At 69.9% G+C, this 13,662-nt stretch carries 12 protein-coding genes; 4 read left to right on the top strand and 8 right to left on the bottom strand.

The features are described 5' to 3' along the window. Window positions 1-77: 77 nt before the first annotated feature. Entirely contained in the window at window positions 78-2,147 is a 2,070-nt protein-coding gene (locus AOK03_RS15535; RefSeq protein WP_055565846.1) for an APC family permease, read from the bottom strand. A 60-nt stretch (window positions 2,148-2,207) separates the two neighbouring features. Beyond that, window positions 2,208-4,523, bottom strand: a complete 2,316-nt coding sequence (locus AOK03_RS15530; RefSeq protein WP_079074741.1) for an MMPL family transporter — start codon at window positions 4,521-4,523, stop codon at window positions 2,208-2,210. A gap of 241 nt (window positions 4,524-4,764) precedes the next feature. On the opposite strand from AOK03_RS15530, the gene AOK03_RS15525 reads away from it, so the two are divergent. From AOK03_RS15525 to AOK03_RS15510, 4 genes are all read left to right on the top strand, one after another. Further along, window positions 4,765-5,094 (top strand): ArsR/SmtB family transcription factor, encoded by a 330-nt coding sequence (locus AOK03_RS15525; protein WP_055565845.1) that lies wholly within the window; start codon window positions 4,765-4,767, stop codon window positions 5,092-5,094. After that, on the top strand, window positions 5,094-5,333 hold the full coding sequence (locus tag AOK03_RS15520) for a hypothetical protein (protein WP_055565844.1): 240 nt from the start codon (window positions 5,094-5,096) through the stop codon (window positions 5,331-5,333). The genes AOK03_RS15525 and AOK03_RS15520 overlap by 1 nt, the downstream gene beginning before the upstream one ends. A 221-nt stretch (window positions 5,334-5,554) precedes the next feature. Next, on the top strand, window positions 5,555-6,223 hold the full coding sequence (locus AOK03_RS15515; RefSeq protein WP_055565843.1) for a potassium channel family protein: 669 nt from the start codon (window positions 5,555-5,557) through the stop codon (window positions 6,221-6,223). Then, window positions 6,223-6,900 (top strand): potassium channel family protein, encoded by a 678-nt coding sequence (locus AOK03_RS15510; RefSeq protein ID WP_055565842.1) that lies wholly within the window; start codon window positions 6,223-6,225, stop codon window positions 6,898-6,900. Before AOK03_RS15515 ends, AOK03_RS15510 begins: the two co-directional genes overlap by 1 nt. 137 nt (window positions 6,901-7,037) lie before the next feature. On the opposite strand, the gene AOK03_RS15505 is transcribed toward AOK03_RS15510, so the two are convergent. From AOK03_RS15505 to AOK03_RS15480, 6 genes are all read right to left on the bottom strand, one after another. Next, entirely contained in the window at window positions 7,038-7,778 is a 741-nt protein-coding gene (locus AOK03_RS15505; RefSeq protein ID WP_055565841.1) for a DUF3159 domain-containing protein, read from the bottom strand. 3 nt (window positions 7,779-7,781) lie between these two features. After that, the gene (locus AOK03_RS15500; RefSeq protein WP_055565840.1) at window positions 7,782-8,180 is read right to left on the bottom strand and encodes an OB-fold nucleic acid binding domain-containing protein; all 399 of its coding nucleotides are present in this window, start codon (window positions 8,178-8,180) and stop codon (window positions 7,782-7,784) included. A gap of 106 nt (window positions 8,181-8,286) precedes the next feature. Next, a complete protein-coding gene (locus tag AOK03_RS15495; RefSeq protein WP_055565839.1) occupies window positions 8,287-8,970 on the bottom strand; it encodes a response regulator in 684 nt (227 codons plus the stop codon). Window positions 8,971-9,023: 53 nt separating this feature from the next. Continuing rightward, complete coding sequence (locus AOK03_RS15490; protein WP_055565838.1) at window positions 9,024-11,570, bottom strand: sensor histidine kinase; 2,547 nt, start codon at window positions 11,568-11,570, stop codon at window positions 9,024-9,026. A 152-nt stretch (window positions 11,571-11,722) separates the two neighbouring features. Further along, window positions 11,723-12,391, bottom strand: coding sequence for an ABC transporter ATP-binding protein (locus AOK03_RS15485; RefSeq protein WP_055565866.1), 669 nt, complete (start codon window positions 12,389-12,391; stop codon window positions 11,723-11,725). A gap of 170 nt (window positions 12,392-12,561) precedes the next feature. Continuing rightward, window positions 12,562-13,662: alginate lyase family protein (locus AOK03_RS15480; protein ID WP_055565837.1), on the bottom strand; the 1,101-nt coding region annotated here is incomplete at its 5' end.

Raw genomic sequence — 13,662 nt, 5'->3', positions numbered from 1 at the left:
GGGGAACGGCCGGACTACAGCCCACCAGTCTACGTGGGTGTCGTCCGGCCGCTCGCCACGAGCCGCCCCCGGCGGGGTCAGCCCTTCTTGCTCGGCTCCTTCTTGTTCTGCTCCTTGGGACGCCTCGGCTTCTCCACCGGCCCCCGCCGCACCGCACCCGGCGCGTTCCACTCCGAACGCCTGCGGGCCCGCTTCTTCGCGGCCTCGGAGGAGTCCAGCTGGTAAGGGACGGACGTCACCATCACGCCCGGCGTGAAGAGCAGGCGGCCCTTGAGGCGCAGGGCGCTCTGGTTGTGGAGCAGGTGCTCGTACCAGTGACCCACGACGTACTCGGGGATGATCACGCTGACGACGTCGCGCGGGCTCTCCCGGCGCAGGTTCTTGACGTACTCGATGATCGGGCGCGTGATCTCGCGGTAGGGCGAGTCGAGGACCTTGAGCGGGACCGTGATGCCGCGCCGCTCCCATTCCTCCTTGAGGGCCTTGGTCTCCGCCGGGTCGACGTTGATGCTGAGGGCTTCCAGGGTGTGGGAGCGCATCAGCTTCGCGTAGGCCAGGGCCCGCAGCGTCGGGCGGTGGATCTTGGAGACCAGGACGATCGAGTGGACCCGGGAGGGGCGCACGCTGTCGTCGTTCGGAGTCTCCGGGGCGGCGATCTCCTCGGCCACGCGGTCGTAGTGGCGGCGGATCGCCGTCATCGTCACGTAGAAGATGCACATGCCGAGGAGTGCGACCCAGGCGCCGTGCGTGAACTTGGTGACCAGCACCACGACCAGGACGAGGCCCGTGAAGAACGCGCCGAAGGTGTTGATCGCGCGGGAGCGGATCATGTGGCGGCGCTTGTTCTGGTCCTTCTCCTTGGCCAGGTGGCGGTTCCAGTGCCGGACCATGCCGATCTGGCTGAGGGTGAAGGAGACGAAGACGCCGACGATGTAGAGCTGGATCAGGCGGGTCGAGTCCGCGCCGTAGATCACGACCAGCAGGGCCGCGGCGCCCGCGAGCAGCACGATGCCGTTGGAGAACGCGAGGCGGTCGCCGCGGGTGTGCAGCTGGCGCGGCAGGTAGCGGTCCTGGGCCAGGATCGAGCCGAGCAGCGGGAAGCCGTTGTACGCGGTGTTGGCCGCGAGGAAGAGGACCAGGGCGGTGGCGGCCGCGAGGATCATGAAGAGGAAGCTGCCGTGTCCGAAGACCGCCTCGGCGACCTGGGAGATCACCGGGTTCTGGACGTAGTCGCTGCCGACGGGGACGCCGTTGTGGATCAGGTCCTGCGCGGGCTTCTCGGCCATGTGGACGTTGGTCGCCATGGCGAGGCCGATGATGCCGCAGAACATGGTGACGGCCAGGCCGCCCATGAGCGCGAGCGTCGTCGCGGCGTTCTTCGACTTCGGCTTGCGGAACGCCGGGACGCCGTTGCTGATCGCCTCGACGCCGGTGAGCGCCGCACAGCCCGAGGAGAAGGCCCGCAGGAGCAGGAAGATCAGCGCGAAGCCGGCCAGGCCCTGGTGCTCGGGCTTGATCTCGTAGTCGGCGGTGGGCGACGCCATGTCGTCGCCGAGGACGATGCCCCGGAAGGCACCCCACGCGATCATGATGAAGACGCCCGCCACGAAGACGTACGTCGGGATGGCGAAGAGCTTCCCGGACTCCTTCACGCCCCGCAGGTTCATCAGGGTGAGGAGGACGATGACGGCCACCGCGCAGAGCACCTTGTGCTCGACCACGAACGGCACGGCGGACCCGAGGTTCTCGATGCCCGAGGAGATCGACACGGCCACGGTCAGGACGTAGTCCACGAGCAGGGCGCTCGCGACGGTGAGGCCGGCTCTCGGGCCGAGATTGGTGTTGGCGACCTCGTAGTCGCCACCACCACTCGGGTACTCGCGCACGTTCTGGCGGTAGGACGCCACGACCGTGAACATCAGCACGACGACCGCTACGGCGATCCAGGGGCTGAAGTGGTAGGCCGACACACCCGCGATGGAGAGGACGAGAAGGACCTCTCCCGGCGCGTACGCCACAGACGAGAGCGGGTCGGACGCGAAGACGGGGAGTGCGATGCGCTTCGGCAGGAGCGTTTCTCCGAGCCGGTCACTGCGCAGTGCGCGCCCGATGAGGATCCGTTTGGGCACGTCGGTCAGTTTGGACACGGAGAGGATCGTAAGCGTTCGAATGGGGGCGCGCCCACCCACCACCCCCAACTGCTCCGCTTATCGGCCTTGTGCGATCCTGCGCGCCTCCGGATGGGCGGGGTGCGCCCCCGGACGGGCGGCGTGCGGCTCCGGGTGGCCGGAGTGCCCCTGGTCGGCCCGCGCCGCCGCGGCCCGTGCCTCCGCGCGCCGGATCGCGCCGGACGGCCACCAGGTGGCGCGGCCGAGCAGGAGCAGCGCGGCGGGCAGGATCATGACGCGGATCACGAACGCGTCGAGCAGGACGGCCACCGCGAGGACGAGGCCCATCTGCTTCATCTCCAGGATGTGCAGCATCACGAAGCTCGCGAAGACGGTGACCATGACGATCGCCGCGCTGGTGACGACCTTGGCGGAGGACGTGATGCCGTCGATGACCGCCCGGCGCGTGGGCACGCCGTTCAGGGCGGCTTCGCGGATCCGGCTGACCACGAAGACCTGGTAGTCCATCGAGAGCCCGAAGAGGATCACGAAGAGGAAGAGCGGCACGCGCGAGGAGATTCCGCCGAGTGAGATGAAGGAGAGCAGCTCTTCCGCCCACTCGCCCTGGAAGACGAGGACGAGCACGCCGAGCGCGGAGCCGACGGAGAGCAGGTTGAGGACGACGCCGAGCAGTCCGAGGACGACAGAGCGGAACGCGAAGACCGTCATGACGAAGGTCATCAGGAGCAGGAAGCCGAGGACGAGCGGCAGCTTGTCGTTCTGGTGTCCCACGTAGTCGAGGCCGCGCGGGACCTCGCCGGTGACGGCCGTCTCCACGCCGGGCAGCTTGCCGACGGTCGCGGGCAGATAGGTCCGGCGGAGGTGGTCGAGTGAGTCTTCAGCCTTCTTCGAGTACGTGGGGTGCGGAACGTTGAGTTCCAGTGTTGTGGTCGTCCGGTCCTCAGAGGAGCGGACGAGCGGAGTACCGGAGGAGTCCCGGTCGGCGGGGCGCGTGAAGAGAGGGTCCGCGTACGCCCTGCGCTCCAGCTCCCCCAGCGCCGCCCGTACGTCACCGGCCTGCGAGGCCTCGGCCCGCACCACGACCACGTGCCGGACCCGCTGCTCCGGGAAGGCCTCCAGCAGCCGGTCGTACCCCCGCATCGCCGCGATCTCGCGCGAGAAGCTGTCGCGCGCCGGGTTCTTGAGGTTCATGTCCAGCGCGGGCAGCGCGAGCCCCAGCATCACGAGGACCGAGAGGCCGAGGGTGAGTGCGGGGCGCTTGCGGGCGGGGGCGAGCAGGAGGCTCCAGACGCGGCCGGGCTTCTTCTCGCCGTACGTCCGGACGGGCTTCCCCCGTGCGACACGCTTCGCCGTCCGCCGCTCCGTCCGGCGGCCGAGCTTGACCAGGAGCGCGGGCAGCACCGTGACCGAGCTGACCACGGCGACGGCGACGACCAGGATCGTGCCCGTGGCGAGCGAGTCGAAGATGACGTCACGCGCCAGGAAGAGCGCCGTGGTGGAGACGATCACCGCGAGCCCGGAGACCACGATCGCGCGGCCGGCCGTCGCCGCGGCGGCCTCGACCAGCGCCTCCGAGGTGAGGCGGCCGCCCGCGCGGGCCCGCTCCTCGCGTTCGCGCTTGAGGTAGAAGAGCGTGTAGTCGACGCCGACGGCCATGCCGATCAGCAGGATCATGCTCATTCCGACGCCGGTGTCGGGCAGCAGGTGGGAGGCCACCATCGCCAGGCCCATCGTCGCCATGATCGAGGTGACGGCGAGCAGCAGCGGTACGCCGACCATGACGACCGAGCCGAAGACCACCGCCAGGGTGATCAGCGTGATGGGCAGCGTGATCGCCTCGGAGAACTTCAGGTCCTCGTTGCGCTGATCGTCGACGCCCTTGCTCACGGAGGCGTCGCCGGTCTCCTCGATCACGAGGCCGGGGTGGGCCTTCGCGGCCTCCGCGGTCTGCGCCAGGAGCGGCGGGACTCTCTCCTGATCGTCCTGTTCGGTTCCGGTGAGCTCCACCGGGACCCGCAGGACGCGTCCGTCGGCGGAGGACACCGGGGCCTTGACCGAGGCGACCTCGGGCAGGGCCTTCATCCGCGCGGTGATGTCCTTGACCGCGGCGTCGGCGGCCGCCTTGTCCAGCGGGCCCGGCTTGCCCGTCGAGCCCGACGCGTCACGGATCAGTACGTGTTCCGTGGACCGCAGCGGGATGCCGCCGTCGGTCGCCAGGGCCTCGGCCCGGCCCGCCTCTCCGACGCGGAAGTCCTCCGACGTCGCGCTGTTCATGCCCGCGGCGATCCCGCCCCCCAGGCAGAGCACCACGAACAGCAGCCAGCCGATGACCGCCTTCCATGGGTTCAGCGCGCTCCACCGGGCCACGCGCACCGTGGCCGATCGCTTCCTCATGACCATCCCCGTCCCCTTTGCCACTCGCCACGCTCGTGGGCTCACGACTCACAGCCCATGGCTCGCGGCCCGTGGCTCATAGCTCGTTGCTTCATGTGTAAGTGGAGACTGACAGGTGAAGGAAGCAGCCGTCAACTGTCATTCAGAGCGCATGCGGCGGCGGAACGGCACAGATTGACAGTGGATCCCGTCATACGTAAGTCTTGGCTGACAGGTTTCGGGACCAGTGCGAAGGCGGACCATGGACAGCGCAGAGCTGCTCGCCTTCCTCTCCGCTGTCGGCCACGCCCAGCGGATCCGGATCATCACCGAGCTCGCGCCGGGACAGCTGTACGTCAGCGAACTGGCACGGCGGCTCGGCGTCTCCCGCCCCCTGCTCTACATGCACCTCGAACGCCTGGAGAAGGCCGGTCTGGTCGTCGGGCGCCTGGAGCTCTCCGACGACGGCAAGGCACTCAAGTACTTCGAACTCGCGCCGTTCGACGTGCGATTGAACGTGGACACGATCCTCGCGGCCGTCCGGGAGGACGCGTCGGACGAGGCCGGACAGCAACCACCTGAGGGGTCTTGATGGACGACGTGATCATCCCGGTCGCCTTCTTCCTGATACTCGCCGGCGCCATCGTCGCCGTCGCGTACTTCCAGACGCAGCGCAACCGCGAGCGCGACCGGCAGTACGCCGAAGCCATGCACGAGTACCGAGAGGCCGTCGAGCGCGCCAGGTCGGAGCAGGAGTCGACCCGCCTCCAGCTCGTCGAACTCGGTCACCGCCTGCAGAACGTCGAGGGCCTGCTGCGCAGCGTGGACTGAGGTCTCACCCCCACCGGCCCCTTTCGCGTCCCCATGAGTGAGGACGTGGTCCCCATGAGTGCGGACGTGGGTGAGTGCGCGGGACCCATTGCGGCTTAAGCTCGTCTCTTGGCAACGCCGCACGCTGTTGCCCCGTGGTTGCCCGGCAGAGTGAGAGAGAAGAGTGAGCACGATGTTTTCGCAGGTCAGCGGGATGACCAGGAGTGCGGGGTAAAGGACAGGTGCACATCGTCATCATGGGCTGCGGGAGAGTCGGCTCCGCTCTCGCCCAGAACCTGGAACAACAGGGGCACACCGTCGCCGTCGTCGACCAGGACCCCACGGCCTTCCGGCGCCTCGGATCCGGGTTCGGCGGCCGCCGCGTCACCGGCGTCGGCTTCGACCAGGACACCCTGCGCGAGGCCGGCATCGAGGAGGCGGGCGCCTTCGCGGCCGTCTCCAGCGGCGACAACTCGAACATCATCGCCGCCCGCGTGGCCCGCGAGATGTTCGGCATCGAGAACGTCGCGGCCCGCATCTACGACCCGCGCCGCGCCGAGGTCTACCAGCGCCTCGGCATCCCGACGGTCGCCACGGTCCGCTGGACCGCCGACCAGATGCTGCGCCGACTGCTCCCGTCCGGCGCCGAGCCGCTGTGGCGCGACCCCACGGGTGGGGTGCAGCTCGCCGAGGTGCACGCGTCGTCGGCGTGGATCGGTCACAAGATCAGCCAGCTCCAGGAGGAGACCGGCGTGCGCGTCGCCTTCCTCACCCGGCTGGGCGAGGCGGTCCTGCCGACCTCGCAGACGGTCCTGCAGGAAGGCGACCTGGTGCACGTCATGATGCGCACCGACCAGGTCGACAAGGTCGAAGCCGCGTTCGCCGAAGGCCCCGAGGAGGGCGGTCACTGATGAGGGTCGCCATTGCCGGAGCCGGTGCGGTGGGACGTTCCATCGCCGGTGAGCTCCTGGAGAACGGCCACGAGGTCCTTCTCATCGACAAGGCGCCGACCGCCATCTCGGTCGAGCGCGTCCCGCTGGCCGAGTGGCTGCTCGCCGACGCCTGCGAGATCACCTCGCTCGACGAGGCCGCGCTGCAGCGCTGCAACGTCGTGATCGCCGCGACCGGCGACGACAAGGTCAACCTGGTCGTCTCGCTGCTCGCCAAGACCGAGTACGGCGTCCCGCGGGTCGTCGCCCGCGTGAACAACCCCAAGAACGAGTGGCTCTTCAACGAGTCCTGGGGCGTCGACGTCGCGGTCTCCACACCGCGTCTGATGTCCGCGCTCGTCGAGGAGGCGGTGAGCGTCGGCGACCTCGTGCGCCTGCTCCGCTTCAGCCACGGCGACGCGAACCTCGTCGAGCTGACGCTGCCGCCCGAGTCGGCCCTCGCGGGCACGCAGGTCGGCGACGTCCAGTGGCCCGAGGACACCTCGCTGGTCACGATCATCCGCGGCACGCGCGTTCTCGCGCCGACCGCGGACGACTCCCTGGAGGCGGGTGACGAGCTCCTCTTCGTGGCGGCCCAGGCCCGCGAGGAGCAGCTGGAGGACCTTCTCTCGGTGCGTCGCGAGGACGCGGTGGGCTGAGACCGCCCTGGCCGGCGGTACGACGAGGGGGCACCCGGAACGTTCCGGGTGCCCCCTCGTCCTTCTTCGGCTGCGGCGTCGTCGTGGCTGGGCGCGCAGTTCCCCGCGCCCCTGGGCCGCCCCTTCGGGGCGTGCTCTCAGGCGTCGCGGCGCTCCCGCTCGCGCTCCGCCTCGCGCTCCTTCTCCGCCTTCTCCGCCGCTTCCATCTCCGCGAAGACGTCGATCGGCGGCGGGGCCTTCGCCAGGAAGACCCAGGTCAGATAGACGGCGAGCAGGAACGGCGGGATCTTGAGGGCGATCAGGACCCAGCCGAACTGCGTGGTGTCCGCCCACCAGTACAGCGGGAAGAGGATCGCGCACTTGGCGAGCAGGATCAGGCCCCAGGCCCAACTGGCCTTCGCGTACGCCTTCTTGCGGCCCGGGTTGCGGGTGCGCCAGGAGAGGTTCTCCTTGAAGACCGGGCCGAGGATGAGGCCGATCAGCGGCACGCCCGCGAGGGTCGTGATGATGTACGCCAGGGCGAGGCCGAGGGTGTACAGCATGCCCGGCAGGTAGAAGTCCTTGGCGTTGCCGGTCATCATCGCGAAGACCACACCGAAGGCGACGCCGAAGACGCCGCTGAAGGCGTGCTTGACGGTGTCCTTCATGACCAGGCGGACCACGACGAGCACCAAGGACACCGCGAGGGCCGCGATGGCCGACATGTGCAGGTCCTTGTTGATCGTGAAGATGGTCACGAAGAGCAGGCCGGGAACGACGGTCTCCACCATGCCCCGAACACCGCCGAAGGCTTCGAAGAGCGCTGCCTCGGTCACGGCCCTGGAATCTGCGTCCTGCTCCGCGCTCCCGTGGTCCGTCGGCTTGTCGAGGGACGTCACCGGCTACTCCCGTCCGAGGGGTCTGAGTTCGTATTTCGGATTGAAGAGCACCCGGCGTCCCCGGCTCATCGAGATCCGGCCGGATGCGATCAGCCTGCGCCCCGGTTCGATTCCCACGATGGAACGCCTGCCGAGCCACACCACGTCCAGCGCCGCCGAACCGTCGAACAGCTCGGCCTCCAGGGCTGGCACCCCGGCACGTGGCCGCAGAGTGACCGTGCGCAAGGTACCAGTAACGGTGACTATCTGGCGGTCGCGGCAGTCGCCGATGCGGACGCAGCCCGCCGTCTCGGCGTCCTCCCGCAGCTCCTCCGACTCCAGGTCCTCCTGAGAGGAGGAGAGCCGGTCGAGCATGCGCCGGAAACGGCCCACCGGCTTGTCGGAACCAGAAACAGCACTCATACAAGAAGCGTACCGGGGGCCGAGGACACTGGGGAAAGGGGTGCGCTCATCTGTGCTTATGTCCGCTCAGTACCCGCTGCGGACCCCCCTGAAGCGACCGATCCGGTCACTTCTCGAACCGATATCCCATTCCGGGCTCCGTGATGAAGTGCCGCGGGTGCGCCGGGTCCGTCTCCAGCTTCCGGCGCAGCTGCGCCATGTAGACGCGCAGGTAGTTCGTCTCCGTCCCGTACGAGGGACCCCAGACCTCCTGGAGAAGCTGCTTCTGGCTGACGAGACGGCCGGTGTTGCGCACCAGGACCTCCAGGAGGTGCCACTCCGTGGGGGTGAGGCGTACGTCGCGGCCGCCGCGGTTGACCTTCTTGGCGGCCAGATCGACGGAGAAGTCGCCGGTGTCCACCAGTACGTCGCCGTCGCCCGTCCCGGTGGGCTCCGCGCGGCGCACGGCGGCACGCAGCCGGGCGAGGAGCTCGTCCATGCCGAAGGGCTTGGTCACGTAGTCGTCGGCGCCCGCGTCCAGCGCCTCGACCTTCTCGTCCGAGCTGTGCCGGGCGGAGAGGACCAGGATGGGGACGCGCGTCCAGCCGCGCAGGCCCCTGATGACCTCCACGCCGTCCATGTCGGGCAGACCGAGGTCGAGCACGATCACGTCGGGGTGGCGGGCCGCGGCGACCTGCAGCGCGGTCGCGCCGTCGGGGGCCGAGTCCACGTCGTACTTGCGCGCCTTCAGGTTGATCACGAGGGCGCGTACGATCTGCGGCTCGTCGTCGACCACGAGCACCCGGGTCATGCGTACCTGCCTTTCGGACTGCTGGTTCTGAGGCGTGGCCTCTTGGTTCCGGATCACGACGTGACCCGGGACGACAGCTCGGGACGGACCGGCGGACGCCCGGCCGCCGCCCGCAGGGTGAGGACCATGGTCAGGCCGCCGCCGGGAGTGTCCTCGGCGGCGAGGGTGCCGCCCATGGCCTCGACGAAGCCGCGGGCGACGGCGAGGCCGAGGCCCACTCCGGCACCCCGTGGAGCGTCACCGTAGCGCTGGAAGGGCGCGAAGATACGGTCCTTGGCACTGTCGGGGACGCCGGGGCCGCGGTCCACCACGCGGATCTCGACGCGCTCGCCCAGCGCGCTGGCGGAGACCTTGACGGGCTCGTCGTCGGGGGCGTACTTCACGGCGTTCTCGACGATGTTGGCGACCGCCCGCTCCAGGAGGCCCTTGTCGACGGCGACCATGGGCAGCGTTTCGGGGATGTCCAGCTCCGCGCTGCCGTCGGGTACGCCGCCGAGCGCCATCGGAACGACCTCGTCGAGGTCGATCTCGCGGATCAGCGGGGTGACGGTGCCGGTCTGCAGCCGGGACATGTCGAGGAGGTTCCCGACGAGGTGCTCCAGCCGGTCGGCGCCCGCCTCGATGCCTTCGAGGAGTTCCGCCTCGTCCTCGTCGGACCACTCCACGTCGTCGGAGCGCAGCGAGGAGACGGCGGCCTTGATGCCCGCGAGCGGGGTGCGCAGGTCGTGGCTGACGGCGGCGAGCAGGGCGGTGCGGATGCGGTTGCCCTCGGCGAGCGTGCGGGCCTGGTCGGCCTCGGACTGCAGGCGCTGGCGGTCCAGGACGACGGCGGCCTGCGCGGCGAACGCCGCGAGGACGCGGCGGTCCTCGGCGGGCAGGACCCGGCCCGAGAGGGCGAGCGCCATGTGGTCGCCGACGGGCATGTCGACGTCGGCGTCCTCGGGGCGTTCCAGCGGGCGCCCGTCACCGACGCTGCCCGCGCAGGTCCAGGGGTCGGTGTCGCCCGCGCGCTCCAGGAGGGCGACGGACTCCATGGCGAACGTTTCGCGGACGCGTTCGAGGAGGGCTTCCAGGCTGGTCTCGCCGCGCAGCACGCTGCCGGCGAGGAAGGAGAGTATCTCCGCCTCGGCCCGCAGCCGGGCGGCCTGGTGGGTGCGGCGGGCCGCGAGGTCCACGACGGAGGCCACCGACACGGCGACGCCCACGAACACCGCGATGGCCACGATGTTCTTGTTGTTGGAGACGGTCCACAGGTGGAGCGGTGGCGTGAAGTAGTAGTTGAGGAGCAGCGAGCCGACGGCCGCCGAAGCGAGCGCCGGGAGCAGTCCGCCCACCAGCGCGGCGGCGACCGTGAGGGTCAGGAACAGCAGCATGTCGTTGGCGAGGCCCAGATCGGCGTCGACGTGGGTGAGCAGCACCGTCAGGACCGTGGGCCCGGCGACGCCGACCAGCCAGCCCCAGATGGCCCGGGAGCGGCCGAGGCGGGCGCCGCGGGCGACGGGCAGGCCGCGCCCCTTGGCGACCTCGCCGTGGGTGACGATGTGCACGTCCAGGTCGGGTCCCGACTCGCGGGCGACGGTCGCGCCGACGCCGGGCCCGAAGACGTACTGCCAGGTCTTGCGGCGCGAGGAGCCCAGGACGATCTGGGTGGCGTTGACGCCGCGCGCGAAGTCGAGGAGGGCGGCGGGTATGTCGTCGCCGATGACGTGGTGGAAGGTGCCGCCGAGGTCTTCGACGAGGGTGCGCTGGACGGCGAGTTCCTTGGGGGACGCGCCGGTCAGGCCGTCGCTGCGGGCGATGTAGACGGCGAGGATCTCGCTGCCGGAGCCCTTGGCCGCCATCCGGGACGCGCGTCTGATCAGCGTGCGGCCCTCGGGTCCGCCGGTCAGGCCGACGACGATGCGCTCGCGGGCCTGCCAGGTGGAGCGGATGTTGTGCTCGCCGCGGTACTGCTGCAGGTATTCGTCGACGCGGTCGGCGACCCAGAGCAGCGCCAGCTCGCGCAGCGCCGTGAGGTTGCCGGGCCGGAAGTAGTTGGAGAGGGACGCGTCGATGCGGTCGGGCTTGTAGATGTTGCCGTGCGCCATGCGGCGGCGGAGCGCCTGTGGCGACATGTCGACCAGCTCGATCTGGTCGGCGCGGCGCACCACCTCGTCCGGCACGGTCTCCTTCTGGCGCACGCCGGTGATCGACTCGACGACGTCGCCGAGCGACTCCAGGTGCTGGATGTTCACCGTGGAGACGACGTCGATGCCGGCCGCGAGGAGCTCCTCGACGTCCTGCCAGCGCTTGGCGTTGCGGGAGCCGGGGACGTTCGTGTGGGCGAGCTCGTCGACAAGGGCGACCTCGGGGGCGCGCTCCAGGACCGCGTCGACGTCCATCTCGGTGAACGCCGTGCCGCGGTACTCCAGGTCCTTGCGGGGCACCTGTTCCAGGCCGTGCAGCATCACCTCGGTGCGCGGCCGGTCGTGGTGCTCCACGAAGGCGACCACGCAGTCCGTGCCGCGCTCGATGCGGCGGTGGGCCTCGGAGAGCATCGCGTACGTCTTGCCGACGCCCGGTGCCGCACCGAGGTAGATCCGAAGCTTGCCGCGTGCCATGGCCCCATTGTCTTCCCGAAACTGCTGTGTACGCAGCGTCGACCTTACGGCCAACAATTCCGGCAATACGGACGAGGGGGTACGGGGGTGCTGTCCTTGACACAACCCTGATGCCGTCGGCGCGGGGCCCAGTCGCCCTGGTCAGTGCACGGTCAGTGCGTGATGATCTCGCCGTCGCGCAGTTCCAGGACCCGGTCGGCCAGATCGAGCAGGGCCGCGTCGTGCGTGGCGACCAGGGCGGTGACGCCCTCGCTGCGGACCACCGCGCGCAGCAGCTCCATCACGGCGAGCCCGGTCTCCGCGTCCAGCTGGCCGGTGGGTTCGTCGGCGATCAGGAGGGCGGGCTTGTTGGCGAGCGCGCGGGCGATGGCGACGCGCTGCTGCTGCCCTCCGGAGAGCTCGCCGGGCCGCTGCTTGGCGTGGTCGGCGAGGCCGACGAGCGCCAGGAGGAGGGCGACGCGCTCCTCGCGCGCGCGGGGGTCGGTCCTGCGGAGCCGCAGGGGGACGCCGACGTTCTCGGCCGCGGTGAGGATGGGGATGAGCCCGAAGGACTGGAAGATGAAGCCGAGCCGGTCCCTGCGCAGCTCCAGGAGGCCGCTCTCGCCGAGTCCCGCGAGCTCCACGCCGTCCACGGCGATCTTTCCGTGGTCCGGGGCGTCGAGCCCGCCGACGAGGTTGAGCAAGGTCGTCTTGCCCGATCCGGAGCGGCCCTTCAGGGCGACGAGCTCGCCGCGCGGGACGGTGAAGGAGACGCCGCGCAGGGCGTGGACGGCCGCCGCCCCGGTGCCGTACGTCCGATGGAGGTCCTCGACGACGACCATGTTCCCGGTGTCCTCGGCGCCCTCGGCGTTCCCGAGGTCTTTGGCGTTCCCGGCCTGCCCCGCGCCCGCTGCCACCGACCACTCCCCCCGTTCCGCCCCCGGTTGCGCGGGAGCCGGGCGTCAGTATCGCCATCCGACGCCCGGCCCGACAAGGCTCGACAAGTACCGGCTCAGCGCGGATTGCCCGCGTGCGTCAGGGTTTCCCAGGCGACGAAGAGGTTGTTGGAGCCCGCGGGGCGGTTCCGTTCGGTGAGCTTCTGAGTGTTGGTCATGGTGTGGCCGAGGCGGCCGGCGAGGGCGTTGAAGCCGACCTCGGTGACCGGGCCGAGGCCCCGGTGGACCGTGCCTTTGCAGAGCGAGGCGGGGGGCGCCTCGCCCAGCTCGTACTTGGACTGGAAGCCGAGCCCCTGGCGCAGCCGCTCGCCGACGTCCGTCGAGTAGAGGTCCTGGCCCTGGATGCGGCTGGTCTCGGCGACGTGGGAGATCGCGGAGAGGCCGTACCCGGTGTGGGTGAAGTCGCGGCAGGTCTCCTGGGTGAGGCCGGTGGTGAAGGTGCCCTGGCCCTGCCAGTACTTGACGATCTTCTCCCGGGTGTCCAGGTTCTGCTTCGGCGCGGTCTTCGGCAGCGGCCCGTCGGACGCGAGGTAGACGTAGGCGGCGGTGCGCGTGCGGAAGGTGGCCATCGCCTTGTCGTACGACGCCTTGTCCTCCAGGAAGACGGAGATGCCGACGGCGGCCTCCATCATCGAGAGCTCCCAGTTCCCGTTGGAGTTGGAGCCGTTGATGACCTCGGGGAGGTAGACGTTGCGCAACATCGTCGCGAAGCGGCCCGAGTTCGACCAGTTCCCGTCGTACGTGTACTTGATGATCTCGGCGGCGCGCGGCCAGCTGGAGCCCGCCCAGCCGGTCTGCAGCGGGGCGTTGCTGTTGGTGTGGTCCTTGATCGTGGCCGACCAGGCGTCCATCAGCTCGATGGATTTCTTCGCGTAGCGCTCGTCGCGGGTGACGTACCAGGCGAGGGCGGTGGTGTACGCGGCTATCGCGTCCTCGCGCTCGTCGGTGCAGCCGTAGTTGGGGTCGGAGTAGGAGCCGCACTCCACGACCGCGCGGGGCTTGGGGATGCGGGAGAGGGAGGCGTACCTGCTGCCCATCATCTGGTCGTAGGCGGACTTCCAGGGCTGGGCGCCCGCGGTGACCTTCTCGCGGGCGAAGTCCAACTGGCCTCGGGAGACGGTGACTCCGGGGTGGGTGAAGGTGCCGGGGGCCGCGGC

It is taken from the genome of Streptomyces atriruber (assembly GCF_001418325.1).
Lineage (GTDB): Bacteria > Actinomycetota > Actinomycetes > Streptomycetales > Streptomycetaceae > Streptomyces > Streptomyces atriruber.
Note: the sequence above shows the minus strand (reverse complement) of the source record. Positions and strands in the feature narration are given on the sequence as shown.

Bases quoted from the DNA above. Each gene is read 5' to 3' on its own strand.
- AOK03_RS15530 (WP_079074741.1), bottom strand. From the start codon at position 4,523: ATGAGGAAGCGATCGGCCACGGTGCGCGTGGCCCGGTGGAGCGCGCTG.
- AOK03_RS15525 (WP_055565845.1), top strand. From the start codon at position 4,765: ATGGACAGCGCAGAGCTGCTCGCCTTCCTCTCCGCTGTCGGCCACGCC.
- AOK03_RS15520 (WP_055565844.1), top strand. From the start codon at position 5,094: ATGGACGACGTGATCATCCCGGTCGCCTTCTTCCTGATACTCGCCGGC.
- AOK03_RS15510 (WP_055565842.1), top strand. From the start codon at position 6,223: ATGAGGGTCGCCATTGCCGGAGCCGGTGCGGTGGGACGTTCCATCGCC.
- AOK03_RS15500 (WP_055565840.1), bottom strand. From the start codon at position 8,180: ATGAGTGCTGTTTCTGGTTCCGACAAGCCGGTGGGCCGTTTCCGGCGC.
- AOK03_RS15495 (WP_055565839.1), bottom strand. From the start codon at position 8,970: ATGACCCGGGTGCTCGTGGTCGACGACGAGCCGCAGATCGTACGCGCC.
- AOK03_RS15490 (WP_055565838.1), bottom strand. From the start codon at position 11,570: ATGGCACGCGGCAAGCTTCGGATCTACCTCGGTGCGGCACCGGGCGTC.
- AOK03_RS15485 (WP_055565866.1), bottom strand. From the start codon at position 12,391: ATGGTCGTCGTCGAGGACCTCCATCGGACGTACGGCACCGGGGCGGCG.